Genomic DNA, 17,101 nt, shown 5'->3' with positions numbered 1-17,101 from the left:
CAGTTGCTATATCATCCATCTGACCCTAGCCAGCCTGCCCCGCATGTCCGCCGATCTCCGTCCCAACGCAGCCCTGCCCCTCCCCTCGCCGGCAGCGGCCCATGGCGGGCTGGGCGACCACCACGCCAGCGTTGCCGTGCCCGGGGGCGGCCATTGGTGGTTCCGGCTGCTGGCGTTTCTGGGCCCGGGCTACATGGTGTCGGTCGGGTACATGGACCCGGGCAACTGGGCCACCGACCTGGCCGGCGGATCGCATTTCGGCTATCTGCTGCTGTCGGTGATCCTGTTGTCCAACCTGATGGCGATCGTGCTGCAGAGCCTGTCGGCACGGCTGGGCATCGCCACCGGGCTGGATCTGGCACAGGCCTGCCGGGCGCGTTACCCGCGCGGGGTGAACCTGGCACTGTGGGGCATCTGCGAACTGGCGATCATCGCCTGCGACCTGGCCGAAGTGATCGGCACCGCCATCGCGTTGAAGCTGTTGTTCGGCATTCCGCTGACCGTGGGCGCCATCATCACCGCGGTGGACGTGGTGCTGGTGTTGCTGCTGATGAATCGCGGTTTCCGCGCGCTGGAAGCGTTCGTGATCGCGCTGCTGTTGATCATCTTCGTGTGCTTCGGCATCCAGATCGCGCTGGCGGCACCACCGCTTGCGGCGGTGCTGGGCGGCTTCATCCCGCGTGCGCAAGTGGTCACCGACCCGCATGCGCTGTATCTGGCGATCGGCATCATCGGTGCGACGGTGATGCCGCATAACCTGTACCTGCATTCGTCGATCGTGCAGACGCGTGCGTACCCGCGTACCGATGTGGGCCGCAAATCGGCGCTGCGCTGGGCGGTGACCGACAGCACCGTGGCGTTGATGTTCGCGCTGTTCATCAACGCCTCGATCCTGATCCTGGCGGCGGCGGTGTTCCATGCGCAGGGCCGCACCGATGTGCAGGAAATCGAACAGGCGCATGCCCTGCTCGCACCGATGCTCGGCGTGGGCCTGGCCTCGACGCTGTTTGCCGTCGCGCTGCTGGCCTCCGGCGTCAATTCCACCGTCACCGCCACGTTGGCCGGGCAGATCGTGATGGAAGGCTTCCTGCAATTGCGCTTGCCGCCGTGGCTGCGCCGTCTGCTGACGCGTGGCATCGCCATCGTGCCGGTGGTGATCGTGACCTGGCTGTATGGCGAGGCCGGCACCGCGCGGCTATTGGTGCTGAGCCAGGTGGTGTTGTCGATGCAGCTGCCGTTTGCGGTGATCCCGCTGGTGCGCTTCGTGTCCGACCGTGCGTTGATGGGCGCGCTGGTGGCACCGCCCTGGCTGGTGCGCATCGCCTGGGTCATTGCGACGGTGATCGTCGGCTTGAACCTGAAGCTGCTGTGGGATACCGCGCTGCAGTGATCCGTCTCGGCGACCAGCGGCAGTGATCCGCCCGTCCGGTCGAGGCTGATGCACTGGCGGCGCCTCGCAGATACCGAGTGCACAACGGCCGACGCCGGACGCCGCAGCTTTCTCATCTCCGGCACGCCCGTCGTGGCAGCGTTGCCGCTGCCGGGCTTGGCCAGTGCTGCCCCGGCGTGACGCGCTCACCCCACCGCCCCAACTGACCAACAACGGAGTCAAGCCGATGTCCAATTTCGTCACCCGCCCCGACGGCGCCACCATTTTTTACAAGGACTGGGGCAAGGGCCAGCCGGTCGTGTTCTCGCACGGCTGGCCGCTCAGCGCCGATGCCTGGGATGCGCAGATGCTGTTCATGGGCCAACAGGGCTTCCGCGTGATCGCGCATGACCGCCGCAGTCATGGCCGCTCGTCGCAGACCTGGGACGGCAACGACATGGACACCTATGCCGACGACCTGGCGGCGGTGATCGAAACGCTGGATCTGCAGGACGCGATCCTGGTCGGCCATTCCACCGGCGGCGGCGAAGTGGCGCATTACGTCGGCCGCCACGGCAGCAAGCGCGTGGCCAAGGTGGTGCTGGTCGGCGCGGTGCCGCCGCAAATGGTCAAGAGCCCCACCAATCCGGGCGGCCTGCCGATGAGCGTGTTCGACGGCATCCGCGACGGCGTGGCCAAGGACCGCTCGCAGTTCTATCAGGACCTGACCACCCCGTTCTTCGGCGCCAACCGCGATGGCCACAAGGTCACCCAGGGCATGCGCGACGCGTTCTGGCTGCAGGGCATGCTGGGCGGCCACAAGGGCCAGTACGACTGCATCCAGCAGTTCTCCGAAGTGGACTACACCCCGGACCTGGAGAAGATCGACGTGCCCGCACTGGTGGTGCATGGCGACGACGACCAGATCGTGCCGATCGACGCATCCGGCAAGCTGTCGGCCAAGATCATCAAGAACGCCGAACTGAAGATCTACGCCGGCGCTCCGCATGGTCTCACCGTGACCCACGCCGATCAGTTCAACCAGGATCTGCTGGCGTTTGCAAACGCCTGACCTGGTTCGATTCGGGTTACTGAGCCGACTCGCGAGAGTCGGCTTTTTCGTGCGCTCCTGCTTCGCATCGCCCGTTCGAAGTGCGCAAGATCCACTACACCGTTTTTTTTCTGCTCACGCCCATTCCGCCGCGACCTGCAACAAGGTCGAGCCTGCTTGAACGCCCAGCCACATGGCACACCTGCCGCGCTGCCAAATCGATCGCCTTAAGCTATCGTATGCACCGCCAGCGGCGTGGGGGCCGCTTCAGCATCGTGTACAACCGCCGATAACGGCTAGGTCCGACCGCTGCCGGGGGGCTGCGGCGCACTCGATCCAATCACTAAACGCGTTCAGGGGAATTGCGATGCTTCGTCACTCTTTGCGGGTGCGCCTGCTGTTGCCGGTGCTGGCCTTGGTGCTGGTCGTGGTGGCGGCACTGACGGTCATTCTGGCCATTACCGAAGCGAACCGGGTCAGGTTCGAGGCCGGCGACGCGATCGAGCGCCAGTCGGTGTCCTTGCAGACCTTGTTCTCGGTCACCCGCGCGATGATGCTGGACCGCGTCAACTCCTCCATGCGCCAGCTGCGCAAGCAAGCCAACGCACACGGCGCTGCAAGCATCGGCAACGAAGTGCGCGTGGGCGAGCGCAATGCCAACGACCTGCTGCTGGGCCAGAAGGCGCAGGCCAACGACTTCGACATGCTCGACGATGTCACCGCCATCCACGAAGGCACCGCCACGCTGTTCTCGCGTACCGGCGATGACTTCGTGCGCATCTCCACCAACGTCAAGAAGGACGACGGCAGCCGCGCCATCGGGACCGTGCTCGATCCCAACGGCCAGGCCGCCGCCAAGCTGCGCAACGGCGAAAGCTTCTACGGCGTGGTCGACATCCTCGGCAACCCGTACGTCACTGGCTACGAGCCGATCTTTGCCGGCAACGACAAGCGTGTGATCGGTGCCTGGTACGTCGGCTACAAGGCCGACACGCAGGCGCTGGAAAACGTGGTCAGCAGCCGTCGCGTGCTCGACTCCGGCTTCATCGCCGTGTTCGACAGCAAGAACACGCTGCGCTTCCAGTCCACCACCGGTGCCACCACCGACACCGCCACCATCGAGCGGATCGTCAAGGACACGCCGGACGACTGGGTCGTCACCAAGCAGGAAGTGCCGGACTGGGGCTTCACCCTGGTCTCGGCCTACCCCAAGAGCGACGTCAATGACGTGATCGTGCGCCAGTCGCTGTGGATCGCCGGCATCGGCCTGCTGGTTTGCGCCTTGCTGCTCGGCCTGCAATGGGCGTTGATCTGGAGCCGCGTGCTGCGCCCGATCCAGCACCTGACCACCGTGGCCGAAGAGCTGAGCCTGGGCAAGTGGAACCACACCATCGACGAGGTCAACCTCAAGGATGAAATTGGTACCCTGGCGCGCGCCATTTCCCGCCTGTCCAACAGCGTGCGGCTGGCGATGGAACGGCTCAGCAAACGCTGAGCCCCGCGCCCCCATTTCGTACCAGATGATGCAAGGAAGACGCCATGTCCACTGAGTTCCGTCCGCTGATCGACGTGCTGCGCGAGCTCAAGGCGCTGGCACTGAAGAAGGCGTCCGGCTTTCTGTTCGTCGTCACCGAGGAGAACCACTCCTGCATCGTCCGCCTCAACGCCGGGCAGATCGAAGAAGTGGTGTTCCGCATGTTGCGCAATGACGAGGCGGTACAGCGCCTCACCATGGTCAACGCGGCCAAGGCCCGCTTCCAGGCCGACCCCGGTGCCGGCATGGGCAAGCCGTCGCTGCTGAGCGACGACGCGCGGCAGTGGTTGATGGGCGGTTTCGAACAGGATCTGGGTGGTGCGCCGGCTGGGCCGCGTGCGCCAATTGCACCGGCACGCGTGACGACTGCAGCAACGCCTGTCGCGGCACCGGGCGCGTCGCCTGCATCCGTCGGCGGCGGATCTGCACCCGACGAGCGCGTCCGCGATGCACTGGAGAAGGTCGCGTTGAACTACCTCGGCCCGATCGCCGGCATGCTCTGCGACGAAGCCTGGGACGCATCGAGCGACATCGAGCAGGTGCTCAACCAGCTGGGCGCCAACCTCTCCACGCCGCAGGAAACGCAGAAGTTCATGGCCGATGCCCGTGTGGCGCTGGCCAAGGCGCACTGAAGAAGATTGGCGGCGGCGCGGCACAGCACAATCGACGTCGACATCTGCAAGCGCTACGCACTGCTTTCCAGCACGGCGCGCAACTGGCGATGCACCACTGAACGCAAACCTGTCGGCTAACTGCACACCCTGACGAAAAGGCGCCTCACGGCGCCTTTGTCGTTCAACTCATTCCCACTCGATCGTCGCCGGCGGCTTGCCGGAGATGTCGTAGACCACGCGCGAGACGCCGCGCAGTTCATTGATGATGCGGTTGCTGACCGTGCCGAGGAAGTCGTACGGCAGGTGTGCCCAGTGCGCGGTCATGAAGTCGATGGTCTCCACCGCGCGCAGCGCGATCACCCATTCGTAGGCGCGTGCATCGCCGACCACACCCACCGATTTCACCGGCAGGAATACCGCAAACGCCTGGCTGGTCTTGTCGTACAGATCGGCCTTGCGCAGCTCGTCGATGAAGATCGCATCGGCCTTGGCCAGCAGTTCGGCGTATTCGCGCTTCACTTCGCCCAGGATGCGCACGCCCAGGCCCGGACCCGGGAACGGATGGCGGTACACCATCGTACGCGGCAGGCCGAGCTCGACACCGAGGCGGCGCACTTCGTCCTTGAACAACTCGCGCAGCGGTTCGACCAGGCCCAGCTTCATGTGCTCCGGCAAGCCACCGACGTTGTGGTGGCTCTTGATCACGTGCGCCTTGCCGGTCTTGCTGCCGGCCGACTCGATCACGTCCGGATAGATCGTGCCCTGCGCCAGCCACTTGGCGTTGGCCAGCTTGTTGGACTCTTCGTCGAAGATCTCCACGAACAGGTTGCCGATGATCTTGCGCTTGGCCTCAGGGTCGTTGACGCCTTCGAGCTTGGCGAAATAGCGGTCGGCCGCGTTGACGCGGATCACCTTCACGCCCATGTGCTCGGCGAACATCGCCATCACCTGGTCGCCTTCCTGCCAGCGCAGCAGGCCAGTATCGACGAACACGCAGGTCAGCTTGTCGCCGATCGCCTTGTGCAACAGCGCGGCCACCACCGACGAATCCACGCCGCCGGACAGGCCAAGGATCACTTCGTCATCGCCCACCTGCTCGCGCACGCGCGCGATCTGGTCGTCGATGATGTTGGCCGCCGTCCACAGCGTCTGGCAGCCGCAGACATCGACCACGAAGCGGCGCAGCAAGGTCTGGCCCTGCAGCGTGTGCGTCACTTCCGGGTGGAACTGCACGCCGTACCAGCGCTTGTCCTCGTTGGACATTGCCGCCACCGGAATGCGGTCGGTCACTGCGGTAACGGTGAAGCCCGGCGGGACCTGCGACACGTGATCGCCGTGGCTCATCCATACATTTAGTCGCGACGCGCCGGCATGGTCGGTCAAGCCGGCGAACAAGGCATCGGCCGCCACCACATCGACTTCGGCATGGCCGAATTCGCGTTGATCGGCCGCTTCCGTAGCACCGCCCAGCTGCGCCGCCAGCGTCTGCATGCCGTAGCAGATACCGAACACCGGCAAACCACTGTCGAACACTTCCTGCGGCGCGACCGGCGCACCCGGCAAGGTGGTCGACTCGGGACCACCGGACAGGATGATGCCCTTGGCACCGAAACCGGCAATCTCCGACGGGTCGTGATCCCAGGCCCAGATCTCGCAATACACGCCGATCTCGCGGATGCGCCGCGCAATCAGCTGGGTGTACTGCGCGCCGAAATCGAGGATGAGGATCTTGTCGCTATGGATGTTGGTCATTGGCGCCGGGAATCGGGAACGGGGAATCGGGAATGGGAAAAGCGGCGCAGACGCTGGTTCATCGATTCCCGACTCCCGATTCCCCATTCACGCATGGGCATCAGCCCATCCGGTAATTCGGCGGTTCCTTGGTGATCTGCACGTCGTGAACATGGCTCTCGCGCTGGCCGGCACCGGTGATGGTGACGAACTTCGGCTTGGTGCGCATTTCCTCGATGGTCGCGCAACCCACGTAGCCCATCGTGGCGCGCAGGCCGCCGATCAGCTGATGGACGATGCCGCCGACCGGGCCGCGATACGGCACGCGCCCTTCGATGCCTTCCGGCACCAGCTTGTCGGCATCGCTGGAATCCTGGAAATAGCGGTCCTTGGACCCCTTCTCCATCGCGCCCAGGCTGCCCATGCCGCGGTAGCTCTTATAGCTGCGGCCCTGGAACAGTTCGACCTCGCCCGGGGCCTCCTCGGTGCCGGCGAACAGGCCGCCGACCATCACCGTGGAGGCCCCGGCGACCAGTGCCTTGCCGATGTCGCCGGAATAGCGGATGCCGCCATCGGCGATCAACGGAATGCGGTCCTGCAGCGCCTCGGCGACCATGTCCACCGCGGTGATCTGCGGCACGCCGACACCGGCGACCACGCGCGTGGTGCAGATCGAGCCCGGACCCACGCCGACCTTGACCGCATCGGCGCCGGCGTCCATCAGCGCCAGCGCGGCATCGCCGGTGACGATGTTGCCGCCGATCACCTGCAGCTGGGGATACGCCTTCTTGACCCAGGCCACGCGATCGATCACGCCCTGCGAATGACCGTGTGCGGTATCGACGATCACCACGTCCACGCCTGCCGCAGCCAGCAGTTCGATGCGCTGCTCGGTATCGCCGCCCACACCGACCGCCGCGCCGACCAGCAGGCGCGTGGATCCGTCCTTGGCGGCGTTGGGATTGTCGGTCTTCTTCTGGATGTCCTTGACCGTGATCAGGCCGCGCAGCTCGAAGCTGTCGTTGACCACCAGGATCTTTTCGATGCGGTTGCGGTGCAGCAGCTCCAGCACTTCCTCGTCACTGGCGCCTTCGCGCACGGTGATCAGGCGATCCTTCTTGGTCATGATGTGGCGGACCGGATCGTCGAGCTTCTTCTCGAAGCGCATGTCGCGGCTGGTGACGATGCCGACCAGTTCGCTGCCATCCACCACCGGCACGCCGGAGATGTTGCGCGCGCGGGTCAGCTTGAGCACCTCGCCGATGGTCGTGTCCGGGCTCACCGTGAACGGCTCGGTGATCACGCCGGATTCGAACTTCTTGACCCGGGCGACTTCGCCGGCCTGCTGCGCAGGAGTCAGGTTCTTGTGGATGATGCCGATGCCGCCCAGCTGGGCCATGGCCACCGCCAGGCGGTGTTCGGTCACTGTATCCATCGCGGCCGAGAGAATCGGCAGTTTCAGGCGCAGATCGCGCGTCAGCCGGGTTTCCAGGCTGACGTCCTTGGGCAGGACGATCGAATGGGCGGGGACGAGGGAAACGTCGTCGTAGGTGAGAGCTTCAGCCTGGATGCGGAGCATCGGCGGACCCGAGTTTGGGGAAGCGCGGCATTTTACCCTGAAAGCCTTCACGAAGACACAACGCGACTGCAATGCAGCGTTACGCGCGCGCCTCAGCCAGCCGCGTCGGCCGCTTCCAGCGTGTTCTGCATCAAGGTGGCAACCGTCATCGGCCCCACCCCGCCCGGCACCGGCGTGATCCAGGCCGCACGTTGCACGGCCGCCTCGAACCCCACATCGCCGACCAGGCGGCCATCATCCAGTCGATTGATGCCGACATCGATCACCACCGCGCCCGGCTTGACCCATTCGCCGGGAATCAGGCCCGGTCGCCCCACCGCCACCACCAGGATATCGGCATTGCGCACGCTGGCTTCCAGCACTGCGGGCGGGGTGAACTTGTGGCAGCTGGTGACCGTGCAACCGGCGATCAGCAGTTCCAGCCCCATCGGCCGGCCGACGTGATTGCTCACGCCCACGATGGTCGCATTGCGGCCGCGCACCGGCTGGTCGGTGTGCGCCAGCAAGGTCACGATGCCGCGCGGCGTGCACGGACGCAGGCCGAATTCGCGCAGCGCCAGATGCCCGACGTTCTGCGGATGGAATCCATCGACGTCCTTGCGCGGATCGATACGCTGGATCAGGCGGTTGGCATCGGGGATGCCGGGCAACGGCAGCTGGATCAGGATGCCGTGAATCTTGGGGTCGGCGTTGAGCTGGTCGATCAGCCGCGCCAGCTCGGCCTCGCTGGTGCCTTGCGGCAAGTCGTAGTCGAAGGCCTCGATACCAACCTTTTCCGCCGCACGCCGCTTGTTGCGCACATATACCGACGAGGCCGGATCGCCACCGACCAGTACCACCGCCAGCCCGGGGCGCGTCTTGCCGGCGGCCAGGCGCGCATCCACGCGCAGCTTCAACCCGTCGAGCAGTTCCTCGGCGATGCGGCGACCATCGAGAAGGCGGGCCGGAGCAGAGGCAGCTGGCGCGGAAACGGTCATGGGGCGTCAGGTGTAGAGTCGAAGGCCGTCTATTGTCCCCGATTCCGCCATGACCGACACCACCTCGACACCCGATTCCACCACCACGTCCATCGAAGCGGCCGCATTTCGCCGTCTGTTGCAGCATCTCAACCAGCAGCGCCCGGATGTGCAGAACATCGACCTGATGATCCTGGCCGGCTTCTGCCGCAACTGCCTGGGTGACTGGTACCGCGAAGCCGCCGAAGCGCAGGGCCAGCCGATGAGCAAGGAGCAGGCGCGCGAAGCGGTGTACGGCATGCCGTTTGCCGACTGGAAGCAGCGGCATCAGAAAGACGCCACGCCCGAGCAGCTGGACGCCTTCGCGGCCGCTCAACGCCGGCACGGCTGAGTCAATCGGCCTGTCCCCCAGGCCGGCACCTCGGCGCCGGTCGCTCAATTCCCCGAGGCGTTCTCGACCGGCTACGACAACTGCATCGCGACGCCGGATCTCGCGGGCAATGGCGGCGGCCTCGTCCACGCCCAGCTCGACCAGCGCCGCCTGCCGGGACGCCAGCGCCGACGCGAAGGTTCGCGACCCTGGCACTCCACTCCGGCGGCGACCAACTGCACTGCATGCTCACGGCCGCCGGCGCGCACCAGCACGTTGGCCCGCCGTGTCGATCACCAACGGCACGGCGTTCTGGCCAGCAAGGGCCCAAACGACGAACGACGCCAGATGGCGTCGTTCGTGGATGCAGGCGATGGCCAGGCAATCAGCCGCGCGCGTCGGCCTCGGCCAATGCGGTGCGCAGGATTTCCTTGGCCGGCCCGCCATGCTTCTCGTGCTCGAGCGCGAAATGCACGGTGGCTTCGATCAGGCCGATATGCGCACCGCAATCGAAACGGCGGCCTTCGAAGCGGTAGGCATCGACGGTTTCCTGCTGCAGCAGCCCGGCAATCGCATCGGTCAGCTGGATTTCGCCGCCAGCGCCGGCGCCGGTCTCTTCGAGCAATTCAAAGATCTTCGGGTTGAGCACATAGCGGCCGACCACGGCCAGATTGCTCGGTGCCACGTCCGGCTTGGGCTTTTCGACGATGGCGTTGATGCGGCCCTTGCGGCCATCGAACGCATCGGTGGCCACGATGCCGTAGCTGGCGGTCTTGTCGTGCGGCACATCCTCGACGGCAATGACGCTGCCACCGGAGGCCTCGGCCACATCGGCCATCTGGGTCAGTGCACCGGCGCCGCGGTTCCAGATCAGGTCGTCCGGCAGCAACACCGCGAACGGCTCATCGCCGACGACGGCCTTGGCACACAGCACGGCATGGCCCAGGCCAAGCGCTTCGGCCTGCGTCACGAAAATGGCGCGCACGCCTTCCGGCAAGGCATGCCGCACCAGCTCCAGCTGCTCGAGCTTGCCGGCGCGCTCGAGCTTCTGCTCCAGCTCGTAGGCCTTGTCGAAGTAGTCGGCGATGGAGTGCTTGTAGCGATTGGTCACGAAGATCAGCGTGTCGCAACCAGCCTGGATGGCTTCGTCGACGGCGTACTGGATCAGCGGTTTGTCGATGATTGGCAGCATTTCCTTCGGAACCGTTTTGGTTGCCGGAAGAAAGCGGGTCCCAAGACCTGCGACGGGGAATACGGCCTTGCGAATACGCTTGCTCATTAAAGTCTTCTGACCTCACGTGCGGGGAATGGAACGACCGTATCAGATCGCGCGTCGACTTTCCGTCGAGCCGCCGCAAAATCCGGCATCAGACTGCCCAGCAAGGTCTCCATCGCCTTGATGTCATAGCGGTTAACCGCCTCACGCAGGCGCGTCACCAGTTGCAACACCTGCTCGTGCGAGAACTCACGCACGCCGGCCTCCAGAATCTTGGGATGCGCGGTGGGGCGATAGTCTTCGTCGGAATAGAACAGGGTTTCGTGCAGCTTCTCGCCCGGACGCAAGCCGGTATAGAGGATCGCCACATCCCTGCCGGGCTGCTTGCCGGCGAGGCGGATCATCTGCTCGGCGAGCAGGCGAATCGGCACCGGCTCGCCCATGTCCAATGTATAGATCGCCCCGTGCGAGGCGGAGGCGGCTGCCTGCACCACGAGCTGGCAGGCTTCCGGAATGGTCATGAAGTAACGTGTCACATCCGGGTGCGTCACCGTGACCGGGCCACCCTGGCGGATCTGCTCGCGGAACAACGGCACCACGCTGCCGGCCGAATCCAGCACGTTGCCGAAGCGCACGGTGATGAAGCGCGTCGGCGCATCGCGCGCGTCAAGACTCTGGCAGATCATCTCGGCGTAGCGCTTGCTCGCACCCAGCACGTTGACCGGCTCGACCGCCTTGTCGGTGGAGATAAAAACGAAGGTCTCGATGCGTGCACGCTGGCAGGCGCGCGCCACGTTTTCGGTGGCCAGCACGTTGTTGCGTACCGCCTCGCGCAGTTGCTCTTCCAGCAACGGCACCTGCTTGTAGGCGGCGGCATGGAACACCGCATCCGGCGGTGCGGTGTTCAAGGCATGCGCAACCACCGCCGGGTCGCCGCAGTCGCCCAGCACGCGCACCACTTCGATATCGGGGAACAAGCGGCGCAGGTCCGAATCGACGGTCAGCAATGCCAGCTCGTCGATCTCCAGCAGCACGATGCGGCGCGCGCCATGACGGGCGCACTGGCGGCAGACTTCCGAACCGATGGAGCCGCCCGCGCCGGTCACCATCACCGTCTTGTTGGTCAACCAGTCGCGTATCAGGCGCCAATCCGGGGTGACCGGCTTGCGATTGAGCAGGTCCTCGATCGCGACTTCCCTCAATTCGCCAGGCAACGAGCGCCCTTCCAGCACGTTGATCAGCTTCGGCACCATGCGGAACGGCAGCCCGGTGCTTTCGCAGATGGCCACCACGCGCTGCATGCCGGAGGCATCCAGCGACGGAATCGCAATGACCAGCAGCTTGGCAGCCGTCTCCTTGGCGATGGCTGCCGCCTGATCCAGGCTGCCCAGCACGTTGAGACCCTGGATCTTGGCGCCATGCAGGTTGTTGGCATCGTCCAGATACCCGACCGGCACAAATGCACCAGTGCGGCGCAGATCGCGGACAAGACCCTCGGCAGCGCGACCTGCGCCCAGGATCAATACGCGCTGCGCGGCGTCGCCGGAGTGTGCAATCTGGTAATCCTTCCAGGCGCGATACAGCAACCGTGGCGTGCCCAGCAGTGCCGACAGGGCGAACGGGTAGACGACCAGCACCGACAGCGGCACCCCGTCCAGGCGGTCATAGGACAGCGCCAGCACGATCGCGACCAGGCCGAGGAAGCTCGACTTGAAGATGTTCCACAGGTCCGGCACCGACGCGAACCGCCACAGCCCGCGATACAGGCCCATCTTCCAGAACACCAGGCCTTGCGCGACCAGGACGACACCGGTGCGCCAATCCCATAGCGGCAGATCGGGGGCGTCGCGCAGCATCGAGTAGCGGCCGGCGTGCAGCAGCTGCCAGCACACCCACACCATCAACAGGTCGTGCAGCACCACCGCTGCTTGCGGCAGGGCCTTGGTCAAACGATCACGCCAGGAAATCATAAGAGTCCATTACTCACGAATTGCGCACTCCATCGCGCAGAAAAAACCAGATTGCGGTGGCACCCAGGCCCCATGCCAGGGCTCCGGACACTTGCAGCCAATTTGCGTCATGACGAAGTAACACATACAAGCAGACGGCAGCGACGCTGAAAGCGAAATAAATCCCGGTTACCGGAACGTGTGCCTCAAGCCTGCGCGCCAGCCGCTGATAGAGATGTTGGGCGTGCGGCTCCCACCAACGTTGTCCGTCGAGCATGCGAGACAGCAGCGTGAAGCCGGCGTCTACAAGAAATGCGGTCAGCGGCAGCCAGCTGATCCACCAGCTCACCTGCCCGCTCGCCACTGTCAGCGCTAGCAACGCCGCCAGCACATAGCCCAAGGCACCACTGCCGCCGTCGCCCAGAAAGATGCGCGCTCGTGGAAAATTGAACGGCAAGAATCCCAGGCAGGATGCGGCGACGGCAAGACCGGCCCACGCCCAGGCGCCCGGCACGACCGCGGCAAACGCCAGGGCAGCCAGCGCCGCCTGGCTGCTGGCCAGGCCGTTGATGCCGTCCATGAAATTCCAGACGTTGATCAACACCACCGACGCCATCGCGGTGAGCACGCCATCCCAGAGCTTGCCGGTGTGATGGCTGACCAGCCAGCCCAGCAGGACCGACGCCAGCAGATGGATCGCAAAACGCAACCTGGCCGAGAGCGGACGATGGTCGTCCCACCAACCGACCCCGGCCACCAGCACCAGACCAGCGGCGAACCAGTTGATGACCAGGCCTGCCGCCGGCCACAACACGCCTGCCGCCACGCACCCCACCAGCATCGCCGCCACGATTGCCATGCCACCGCCCCGTGGCGTGGCGACCACATGGCTGCGGCGTTCGCCCGGATGATCGAGCAGGCGCCGATGCAACGCATAGCGCCGCAACACCCAGGTCCCCAGTGCCGCGACCGTCAGGTGCAACAGACACCACCACAGCCAGGCCTGCGGCATCAGACCACCGCGTAGTTCAACAGCGGCTTGACCGTGCCCCATTCCTTACAGCTCGGGCATTGCCAGTGGTGCGTCTTGGCACCGAAACCGCAGCGGGTACAGCGGTAGCTCGGGTTGCGCACCAGCAACTGGTCGGTGATGTGCTTGAGATCCTGCAAGGTGCCGACCGGGTCGCTGCCTTCGGCCAGGGTCAGGTCGATCAATGCCGATTCGCCGCGGACCGATGGCCGATCCTTGAGCTGACGCCCCAGGTAGGCCAGCGCCGGCGCCACGCCATCCTGCGCTTCCATCAGCTGCGTCAACGCCAGCACCGGCGCGATGCCGCGATAGTGCTCGGTCATCTCCGACAGGAAATTACGCGCACCTGCAATATCACCCACCCGGCGATAGGCCGCCATCAACGCAGGGATGATTTCAGGCAGGTATTCCGGATCGTGCCGCGCCGCACGTTCGAACGCACGGACGGCCGCTTCGTCGTGTCCGCGCTCGGCTTCGATGCGTCCTTCCAGAATGCCCGCACGCACCGAGGTGCCATCGGCCTGGTAGGCGCGCGCGACCGCCTGCAGCGCTTCGTCGGGCTTGCTCAAGCCGCGGTAGCGATCGGCAAGCTCGCACTCGAATTGCGAAATCAGCTTGCCCATCGGCTCACCGGTGACTTCTTCGTAACGGGTGGCGTTGTCGATCGCCTTTTCCCAATCACGCTCGGCCTGATAGATGCCGATCAGATGACGCAACGCCTGCGGCGCACGCTGATCCAGTTGCGCCAGCTCGGTGAATACGGTCTCGGCACGATCCAGCAGACCGGACTTCATGTAGTCCTCGCCCAGCGCAAGCAAGGCCTGCACGCGCTGTTGGTCGGTCAGGTCGGCGCGTTGCACCAGGCCCTGGTGCAGCCGGATCGCGCGATCGACCTCGCCGCGACGGCGGAACAGATGTCCCAACGCGACCTGGGTCTCGAAGGTTTCCTTGTCCAGTTCGGCGATATGCAGAAACAGCTCGATCGCCTTGTCCGGCTGCTCGTTGAGCAGATAGTTCAGCCCGCGAAAATAGGTGCTGGACAAGCGACTGACCTGGGTATCGCCATGGCGCTGGCCACCGCGGCGGCCAACGACCCAGCCCCCCAGCGCTGCCAACGGCACGAACAGGAAGAACCAGATCCACTCGGTCAGAAAGTCCATACGCGCTTACAGTCCATCAAAGGGGCGCGGCTCGACTGCGGCAGGCGCAATCGGCCTGGCATCGGTGCGACTGACTGCAACGGCCTTGTTGGCCTGGCGCAGTTTGGAATAGAGGGGAATCACCACACTGACCAGCACCATGCCGGCACCGATCAACACACCGACCAGCAGCGCGACGATGATCGCGATCCCGGAGGTCGTATGCACACTGGAGAAAAGGAAGTCGAGAGTGACGTCCTGGGAATTGACCGCGCCGATGATCAGACCGACCAGCAGGAAGGCCAACATCACCAGCAAACGAAACACCTTCATGGCCGGACTCCGTCGAAAGAGGCTTAGCTTAACCGAGCCGACATAAACGCAGCGGCAGAACGAGCGTCAGTCGGCCGCATCAAGCAGATCGACCGGGACCACGGAGCTGACACGCTCACGCAATTCCTTGCCAGGCTTGAAGTGCGGAACATGCTTGCCCGGCAACGCGACCGATTCACCGGTCTTCGGATTACGGCCCAGACGTGGCGGGCGGTAGTGCAACGAGAAGCTGCCGAACCCGCGGATTTCGATCCGATCACCATCGGAGAGCGCCTGCCCCATCATTTCCAGCAGCGATTTGACTGCCAGATCCACGTCGTCCGCCTTCAGATGCGCTTGACGTCGCGCCAGGATTTCAATCAATTCGGACTTGGTCATGGGAAGACTTGCTTTTTCGACTGACACATCGGAATCGGCCCGGGCAAGCCCGGGCCGATCCATCACGCTCTTGCGAGCGCTACGCGCTTACTCGGACTTGTTGCTGTTCAACTGTGCACGCAGCAGCGCACCCAGCTGAGTCATGCCGCCCGACGCAGCGGAGGACTGGTATTCCTCCAGCGTTTCGCGCATTTCGGCATCGTCCTTGGCCTTGATCGACAGCTGCAGGGTGCGGCCCTTGCGGTCCATGCCCACGAACTTGGCTTCGATCTTGTCGCCGACCTTCAGGTGCTGGGTCGCATCGTCCACGCGCTCGTTGGCGATGTCGCGTGCAGCGACGTAGCCTTCGATGCCATCGGCCAGGTCGATCGTGGCGCCCTTGGCATCCACTTCACGCACCACGCCTTCGACCTTCGAACCCTTCGGGTTGGACGCCATGTACTGGCCGAACGGATCCTGCTCCAGCTGCTTGACGCCCAGGCTGATGCGCTCACGTTCCGGATCGACTGCCAGCACGACGGCTTCCAGCGTGTCGCCCTTCTTGTAGTTGCGCACGACGTCTTCGCCGGTGGTGTTCCAGCTGATGTCGGACAGGTGGACCAGGCCGTCGATGCCGCCGTCCAGACCGATGAAGATGCCGAAGTCGGTGATCGACTTGATCTGGCCGGACACCTTGTCGTTCTTCTTGTGGGTGGCAGCAAAGGTTTCCCACGGATTGGCGGCAACCTGCTTCATGCCCAGCGAGATGCGGCGACGCTCCTCGTCGACATCCAGCACCATCACTTCGACTTCGTCACCGACCTGCACGACCTTGGACGGGTTGACGTTCTTGTTGGTCCAATCCATCTCGGAGACGTGCACCAGGCCTTCGACGCCCGGCTCGATCTCGACGAATGCGCCGTAATCGGTGACGTTGGAGACCTTGCCGAACACGCGGCTGTTGGCCGGGTAACGACGGGCGATGTTGTCCCACGGATCTTCGCCCAGCTGCTTCAGGCCGAGGCTGACGCGGTTACGCTCGCGATCGAACTTCAGCACGCGCACGTCCAGCTCGTCGCCGACGTTGACGACTTCGGACGGATGGCGCACGCGCTTCCAGGCCATGTCGGTGATGTGCAGCAGGCCGTCGATACCGCCCAGGTCCACGAACGCGCCGTAATCGGTCAGGTTCTTGACGACACCCTTCAGGATCGCGCCTTCCTGCAGCTTGTCCATCAGCTGCTCGCGCTCTTCCGAGTGCTCGCTCTCGACCACGGCACGACGCGAAACCACCACGTTGTTGCGCTTGCGGTCCAGCTTGATCAGCTTGAACTCGAGTTCCTTGCCTTCCAGGTAGGCCGGGTCGCGCACCGGGCGCACATCCACCAGCGAACCAGGCAGGAACGCGCGGACATCCTTGATGTCCACGGTGAAACCACCCTTGACCTTGCCGCTGATGCGGCCGGTGATGGTTTCGTTCTTTTCCAACGCCTCTTCCAGCTCGTCCCACACCATTGCGCGCTTGGCCTTCTCGCGCGACAGCACGGTCTCACCGAAGCCGTTCTCGATGGAATCGAGGGCAACCTTGACCTGGTCGCCTACGCCGACATCGATCTCGCCAGCGTCATTACGGAACTGCTCGATCGGCACGATGCCTTCGGACTTCAGGCCAGCGTTGATCACCACCACGTCGCCGCGCACTTCCACGACGGTACCGGTGACGATCGAGCCCGGCTTCAGCTTCGCCAGATTGGCTTGACTGGCTTCGAACAGTTCAGCAAAAGATTCTGTCATTTGAATTTTACTCAGTTGAACACACGGGCGTTGATCGTCGAATGCGACAGATGCCAAGCGCCCAGCCTGTTGGTCGACT

The 17,101-nt window shown here is 64.5% G+C and carries 15 protein-coding genes; 5 read left to right on the top strand and 10 right to left on the bottom strand.

The window, feature by feature from the left end; translation table 11 throughout:
• Nucleotides 1–43: 43 nt before the first annotated feature.
• From EO141_RS16190 to EO141_RS16175, 4 genes are all read left to right on the top strand, one after another.
• Nucleotides 44–1,390 carry an Nramp family divalent metal transporter gene (locus tag EO141_RS16190; protein ID WP_127169685.1) on the top strand — a complete coding sequence of 449 codons (1,347 nt, stop codon included), beginning with the start codon at nt 44–46 and terminating at the stop codon, nt 1,388–1,390.
• Nucleotides 1,391–1,616: 226 nt separating this feature from the next.
• The gene (locus tag EO141_RS16185) at nt 1,617–2,441 is read left to right on the top strand and encodes an alpha/beta hydrolase (RefSeq protein WP_104582537.1); all 825 of its coding nucleotides are present in this window, start codon (nt 1,617–1,619) and stop codon (nt 2,439–2,441) included.
• Between the two features lie 346 nt (nt 2,442–2,787).
• Nucleotides 2,788–3,915: a Cache 3/Cache 2 fusion domain-containing protein gene (locus tag EO141_RS16180; protein ID WP_127169684.1), complete on the top strand. Its 1,128-nt coding sequence runs from the start codon at nt 2,788–2,790 to the stop codon at nt 3,913–3,915.
• Nucleotides 3,916–3,959: 44 nt separating this feature from the next.
• The gene (locus tag EO141_RS16175; protein WP_126947827.1) at nt 3,960–4,586 is read left to right on the top strand and encodes a hypothetical protein; all 627 of its coding nucleotides are present in this window, start codon (nt 3,960–3,962) and stop codon (nt 4,584–4,586) included.
• A gap of 168 nt (nt 4,587–4,754) precedes the next feature.
• Here the strand turns inward: EO141_RS16175 and guaA are convergent, their stop codons facing one another.
• The 3 genes from guaA to folD form a co-directional block, all read right to left on the bottom strand.
• Nucleotides 4,755–6,320, bottom strand: coding sequence for a glutamine-hydrolyzing GMP synthase (gene guaA, locus EO141_RS16170; RefSeq protein WP_127169683.1), 1,566 nt, complete (start codon nt 6,318–6,320; stop codon nt 4,755–4,757).
• 100 nt (nt 6,321–6,420) lie between these two features.
• A complete protein-coding gene (guaB, locus tag EO141_RS16165; RefSeq protein ID WP_016903541.1) occupies nt 6,421–7,878 on the bottom strand; it encodes an IMP dehydrogenase in 1,458 nt (485 codons plus the stop codon).
• 92 nt (nt 7,879–7,970) lie between these two features.
• On the bottom strand, nt 7,971–8,855 hold the full coding sequence (gene folD / locus EO141_RS16160) for a bifunctional methylenetetrahydrofolate dehydrogenase/methenyltetrahydrofolate cyclohydrolase FolD (protein ID WP_126970398.1): 885 nt from the start codon (nt 8,853–8,855) through the stop codon (nt 7,971–7,973).
• Between the two features lie 49 nt (nt 8,856–8,904).
• Between folD and EO141_RS16155 the strand changes: the two genes are divergently transcribed.
• Nucleotides 8,905–9,225, top strand: a complete 321-nt coding sequence (locus EO141_RS16155) for a DUF1244 domain-containing protein (RefSeq protein WP_104582532.1) — start codon at nt 8,905–8,907, stop codon at nt 9,223–9,225.
• Nucleotides 9,226–9,589: 364 nt separating this feature from the next.
• Here EO141_RS16155 and galU read toward each other — a convergent pair whose 3' ends face one another.
• The 7 genes from galU to rpsA all read right to left on the bottom strand — a co-directional run bounded on the left by galU (nt 9,590) and on the right by rpsA (nt 17,022).
• Nucleotides 9,590–10,483: a UTP--glucose-1-phosphate uridylyltransferase GalU gene (galU, locus tag EO141_RS16150; protein WP_127169682.1), complete on the bottom strand. Its 894-nt coding sequence runs from the start codon at nt 10,481–10,483 to the stop codon at nt 9,590–9,592.
• On the bottom strand, nt 10,483–12,390 hold the full coding sequence (locus tag EO141_RS16145) for a nucleoside-diphosphate sugar epimerase/dehydratase (protein WP_164739249.1): 1,908 nt from the start codon (nt 12,388–12,390) through the stop codon (nt 10,483–10,485). The genes galU and EO141_RS16145 overlap by 1 nt, the downstream gene beginning before the upstream one ends.
• A 13-nt stretch (nt 12,391–12,403) precedes the next feature.
• Nucleotides 12,404–13,381 carry a glycosyltransferase family 4 protein gene (locus EO141_RS16140; RefSeq protein ID WP_127169681.1) on the bottom strand — a complete coding sequence of 326 codons (978 nt, stop codon included), beginning with the start codon at nt 13,379–13,381 and terminating at the stop codon, nt 12,404–12,406.
• Nucleotides 13,381–14,559: a lipopolysaccharide assembly protein LapB gene (gene lapB / locus EO141_RS16135; RefSeq protein WP_104582530.1), complete on the bottom strand. Its 1,179-nt coding sequence runs from the start codon at nt 14,557–14,559 to the stop codon at nt 13,381–13,383. The genes EO141_RS16140 and lapB overlap by 1 nt, the downstream gene beginning before the upstream one ends.
• Before the next feature lie 6 nt (nt 14,560–14,565).
• Nucleotides 14,566–14,871 carry a LapA family protein gene (locus EO141_RS16130; protein WP_104533506.1) on the bottom strand — a complete coding sequence of 102 codons (306 nt, stop codon included), beginning with the start codon at nt 14,869–14,871 and terminating at the stop codon, nt 14,566–14,568.
• A gap of 66 nt (nt 14,872–14,937) precedes the next feature.
• Nucleotides 14,938–15,249, bottom strand: coding sequence for an integration host factor subunit beta (locus EO141_RS16125; protein ID WP_016903549.1), 312 nt, complete (start codon nt 15,247–15,249; stop codon nt 14,938–14,940).
• Between the two features lie 87 nt (nt 15,250–15,336).
• Nucleotides 15,337–17,022, bottom strand: a complete 1,686-nt coding sequence (rpsA, locus tag EO141_RS16120) for a 30S ribosomal protein S1 (protein WP_016903550.1) — start codon at nt 17,020–17,022, stop codon at nt 15,337–15,339.
• Nucleotides 17,023–17,101 lie beyond the last annotated feature (79 nt).

The sequence above is a fragment of the Xanthomonas sp. BRIP62415 genome (assembly GCF_003993515.1).
Taxonomy (GTDB): Bacteria; Pseudomonadota; Gammaproteobacteria; order Xanthomonadales; family Xanthomonadaceae; genus Xanthomonas; species Xanthomonas euroxanthea.
This window is presented reverse-complemented; position numbering and strand designations above follow the sequence as displayed.

Coding starts and splice junctions, on each gene's coding strand:
- EO141_RS16190 (WP_127169685.1), top strand. CDS start 44: ATGTCCGCCGATCTCCGTCCCAACGCAGCCCTGCCCCTCCCCTCGCCG.
- EO141_RS16185 (WP_104582537.1), top strand. CDS start 1,617: ATGTCCAATTTCGTCACCCGCCCCGACGGCGCCACCATTTTTTACAAG.
- EO141_RS16180 (WP_127169684.1), top strand. CDS start 2,788: ATGCTTCGTCACTCTTTGCGGGTGCGCCTGCTGTTGCCGGTGCTGGCC.
- EO141_RS16175 (WP_126947827.1), top strand. CDS start 3,960: ATGTCCACTGAGTTCCGTCCGCTGATCGACGTGCTGCGCGAGCTCAAG.
- guaA (WP_127169683.1), bottom strand. CDS start 6,320: ATGACCAACATCCATAGCGACAAGATCCTCATCCTCGATTTCGGCGCG.
- guaB (WP_016903541.1), bottom strand. CDS start 7,878: ATGCTCCGCATCCAGGCTGAAGCTCTCACCTACGACGACGTTTCCCTC.
- folD (WP_126970398.1), bottom strand. CDS start 8,855: ATGACCGTTTCCGCGCCAGCTGCCTCTGCTCCGGCCCGCCTTCTCGAT.
- EO141_RS16155 (WP_104582532.1), top strand. CDS start 8,905: ATGACCGACACCACCTCGACACCCGATTCCACCACCACGTCCATCGAA.
- galU (WP_127169682.1), bottom strand. CDS start 10,483: ATGAGCAAGCGTATTCGCAAGGCCGTATTCCCCGTCGCAGGTCTTGGG.
- EO141_RS16145 (WP_164739249.1), bottom strand. CDS start 12,390: ATGATTTCCTGGCGTGATCGTTTGACCAAGGCCCTGCCGCAAGCAGCG.
- EO141_RS16140 (WP_127169681.1), bottom strand. CDS start 13,381: ATGCCGCAGGCCTGGCTGTGGTGGTGTCTGTTGCACCTGACGGTCGCG.
- lapB (WP_104582530.1), bottom strand. CDS start 14,559: ATGGACTTTCTGACCGAGTGGATCTGGTTCTTCCTGTTCGTGCCGTTG.
- EO141_RS16130 (WP_104533506.1), bottom strand. CDS start 14,871: ATGAAGGTGTTTCGTTTGCTGGTGATGTTGGCCTTCCTGCTGGTCGGT.
- EO141_RS16125 (WP_016903549.1), bottom strand. CDS start 15,249: ATGACCAAGTCCGAATTGATTGAAATCCTGGCGCGACGTCAAGCGCAT.
- rpsA (WP_016903550.1), bottom strand. CDS start 17,022: ATGACAGAATCTTTTGCTGAACTGTTCGAAGCCAGTCAAGCCAATCTG.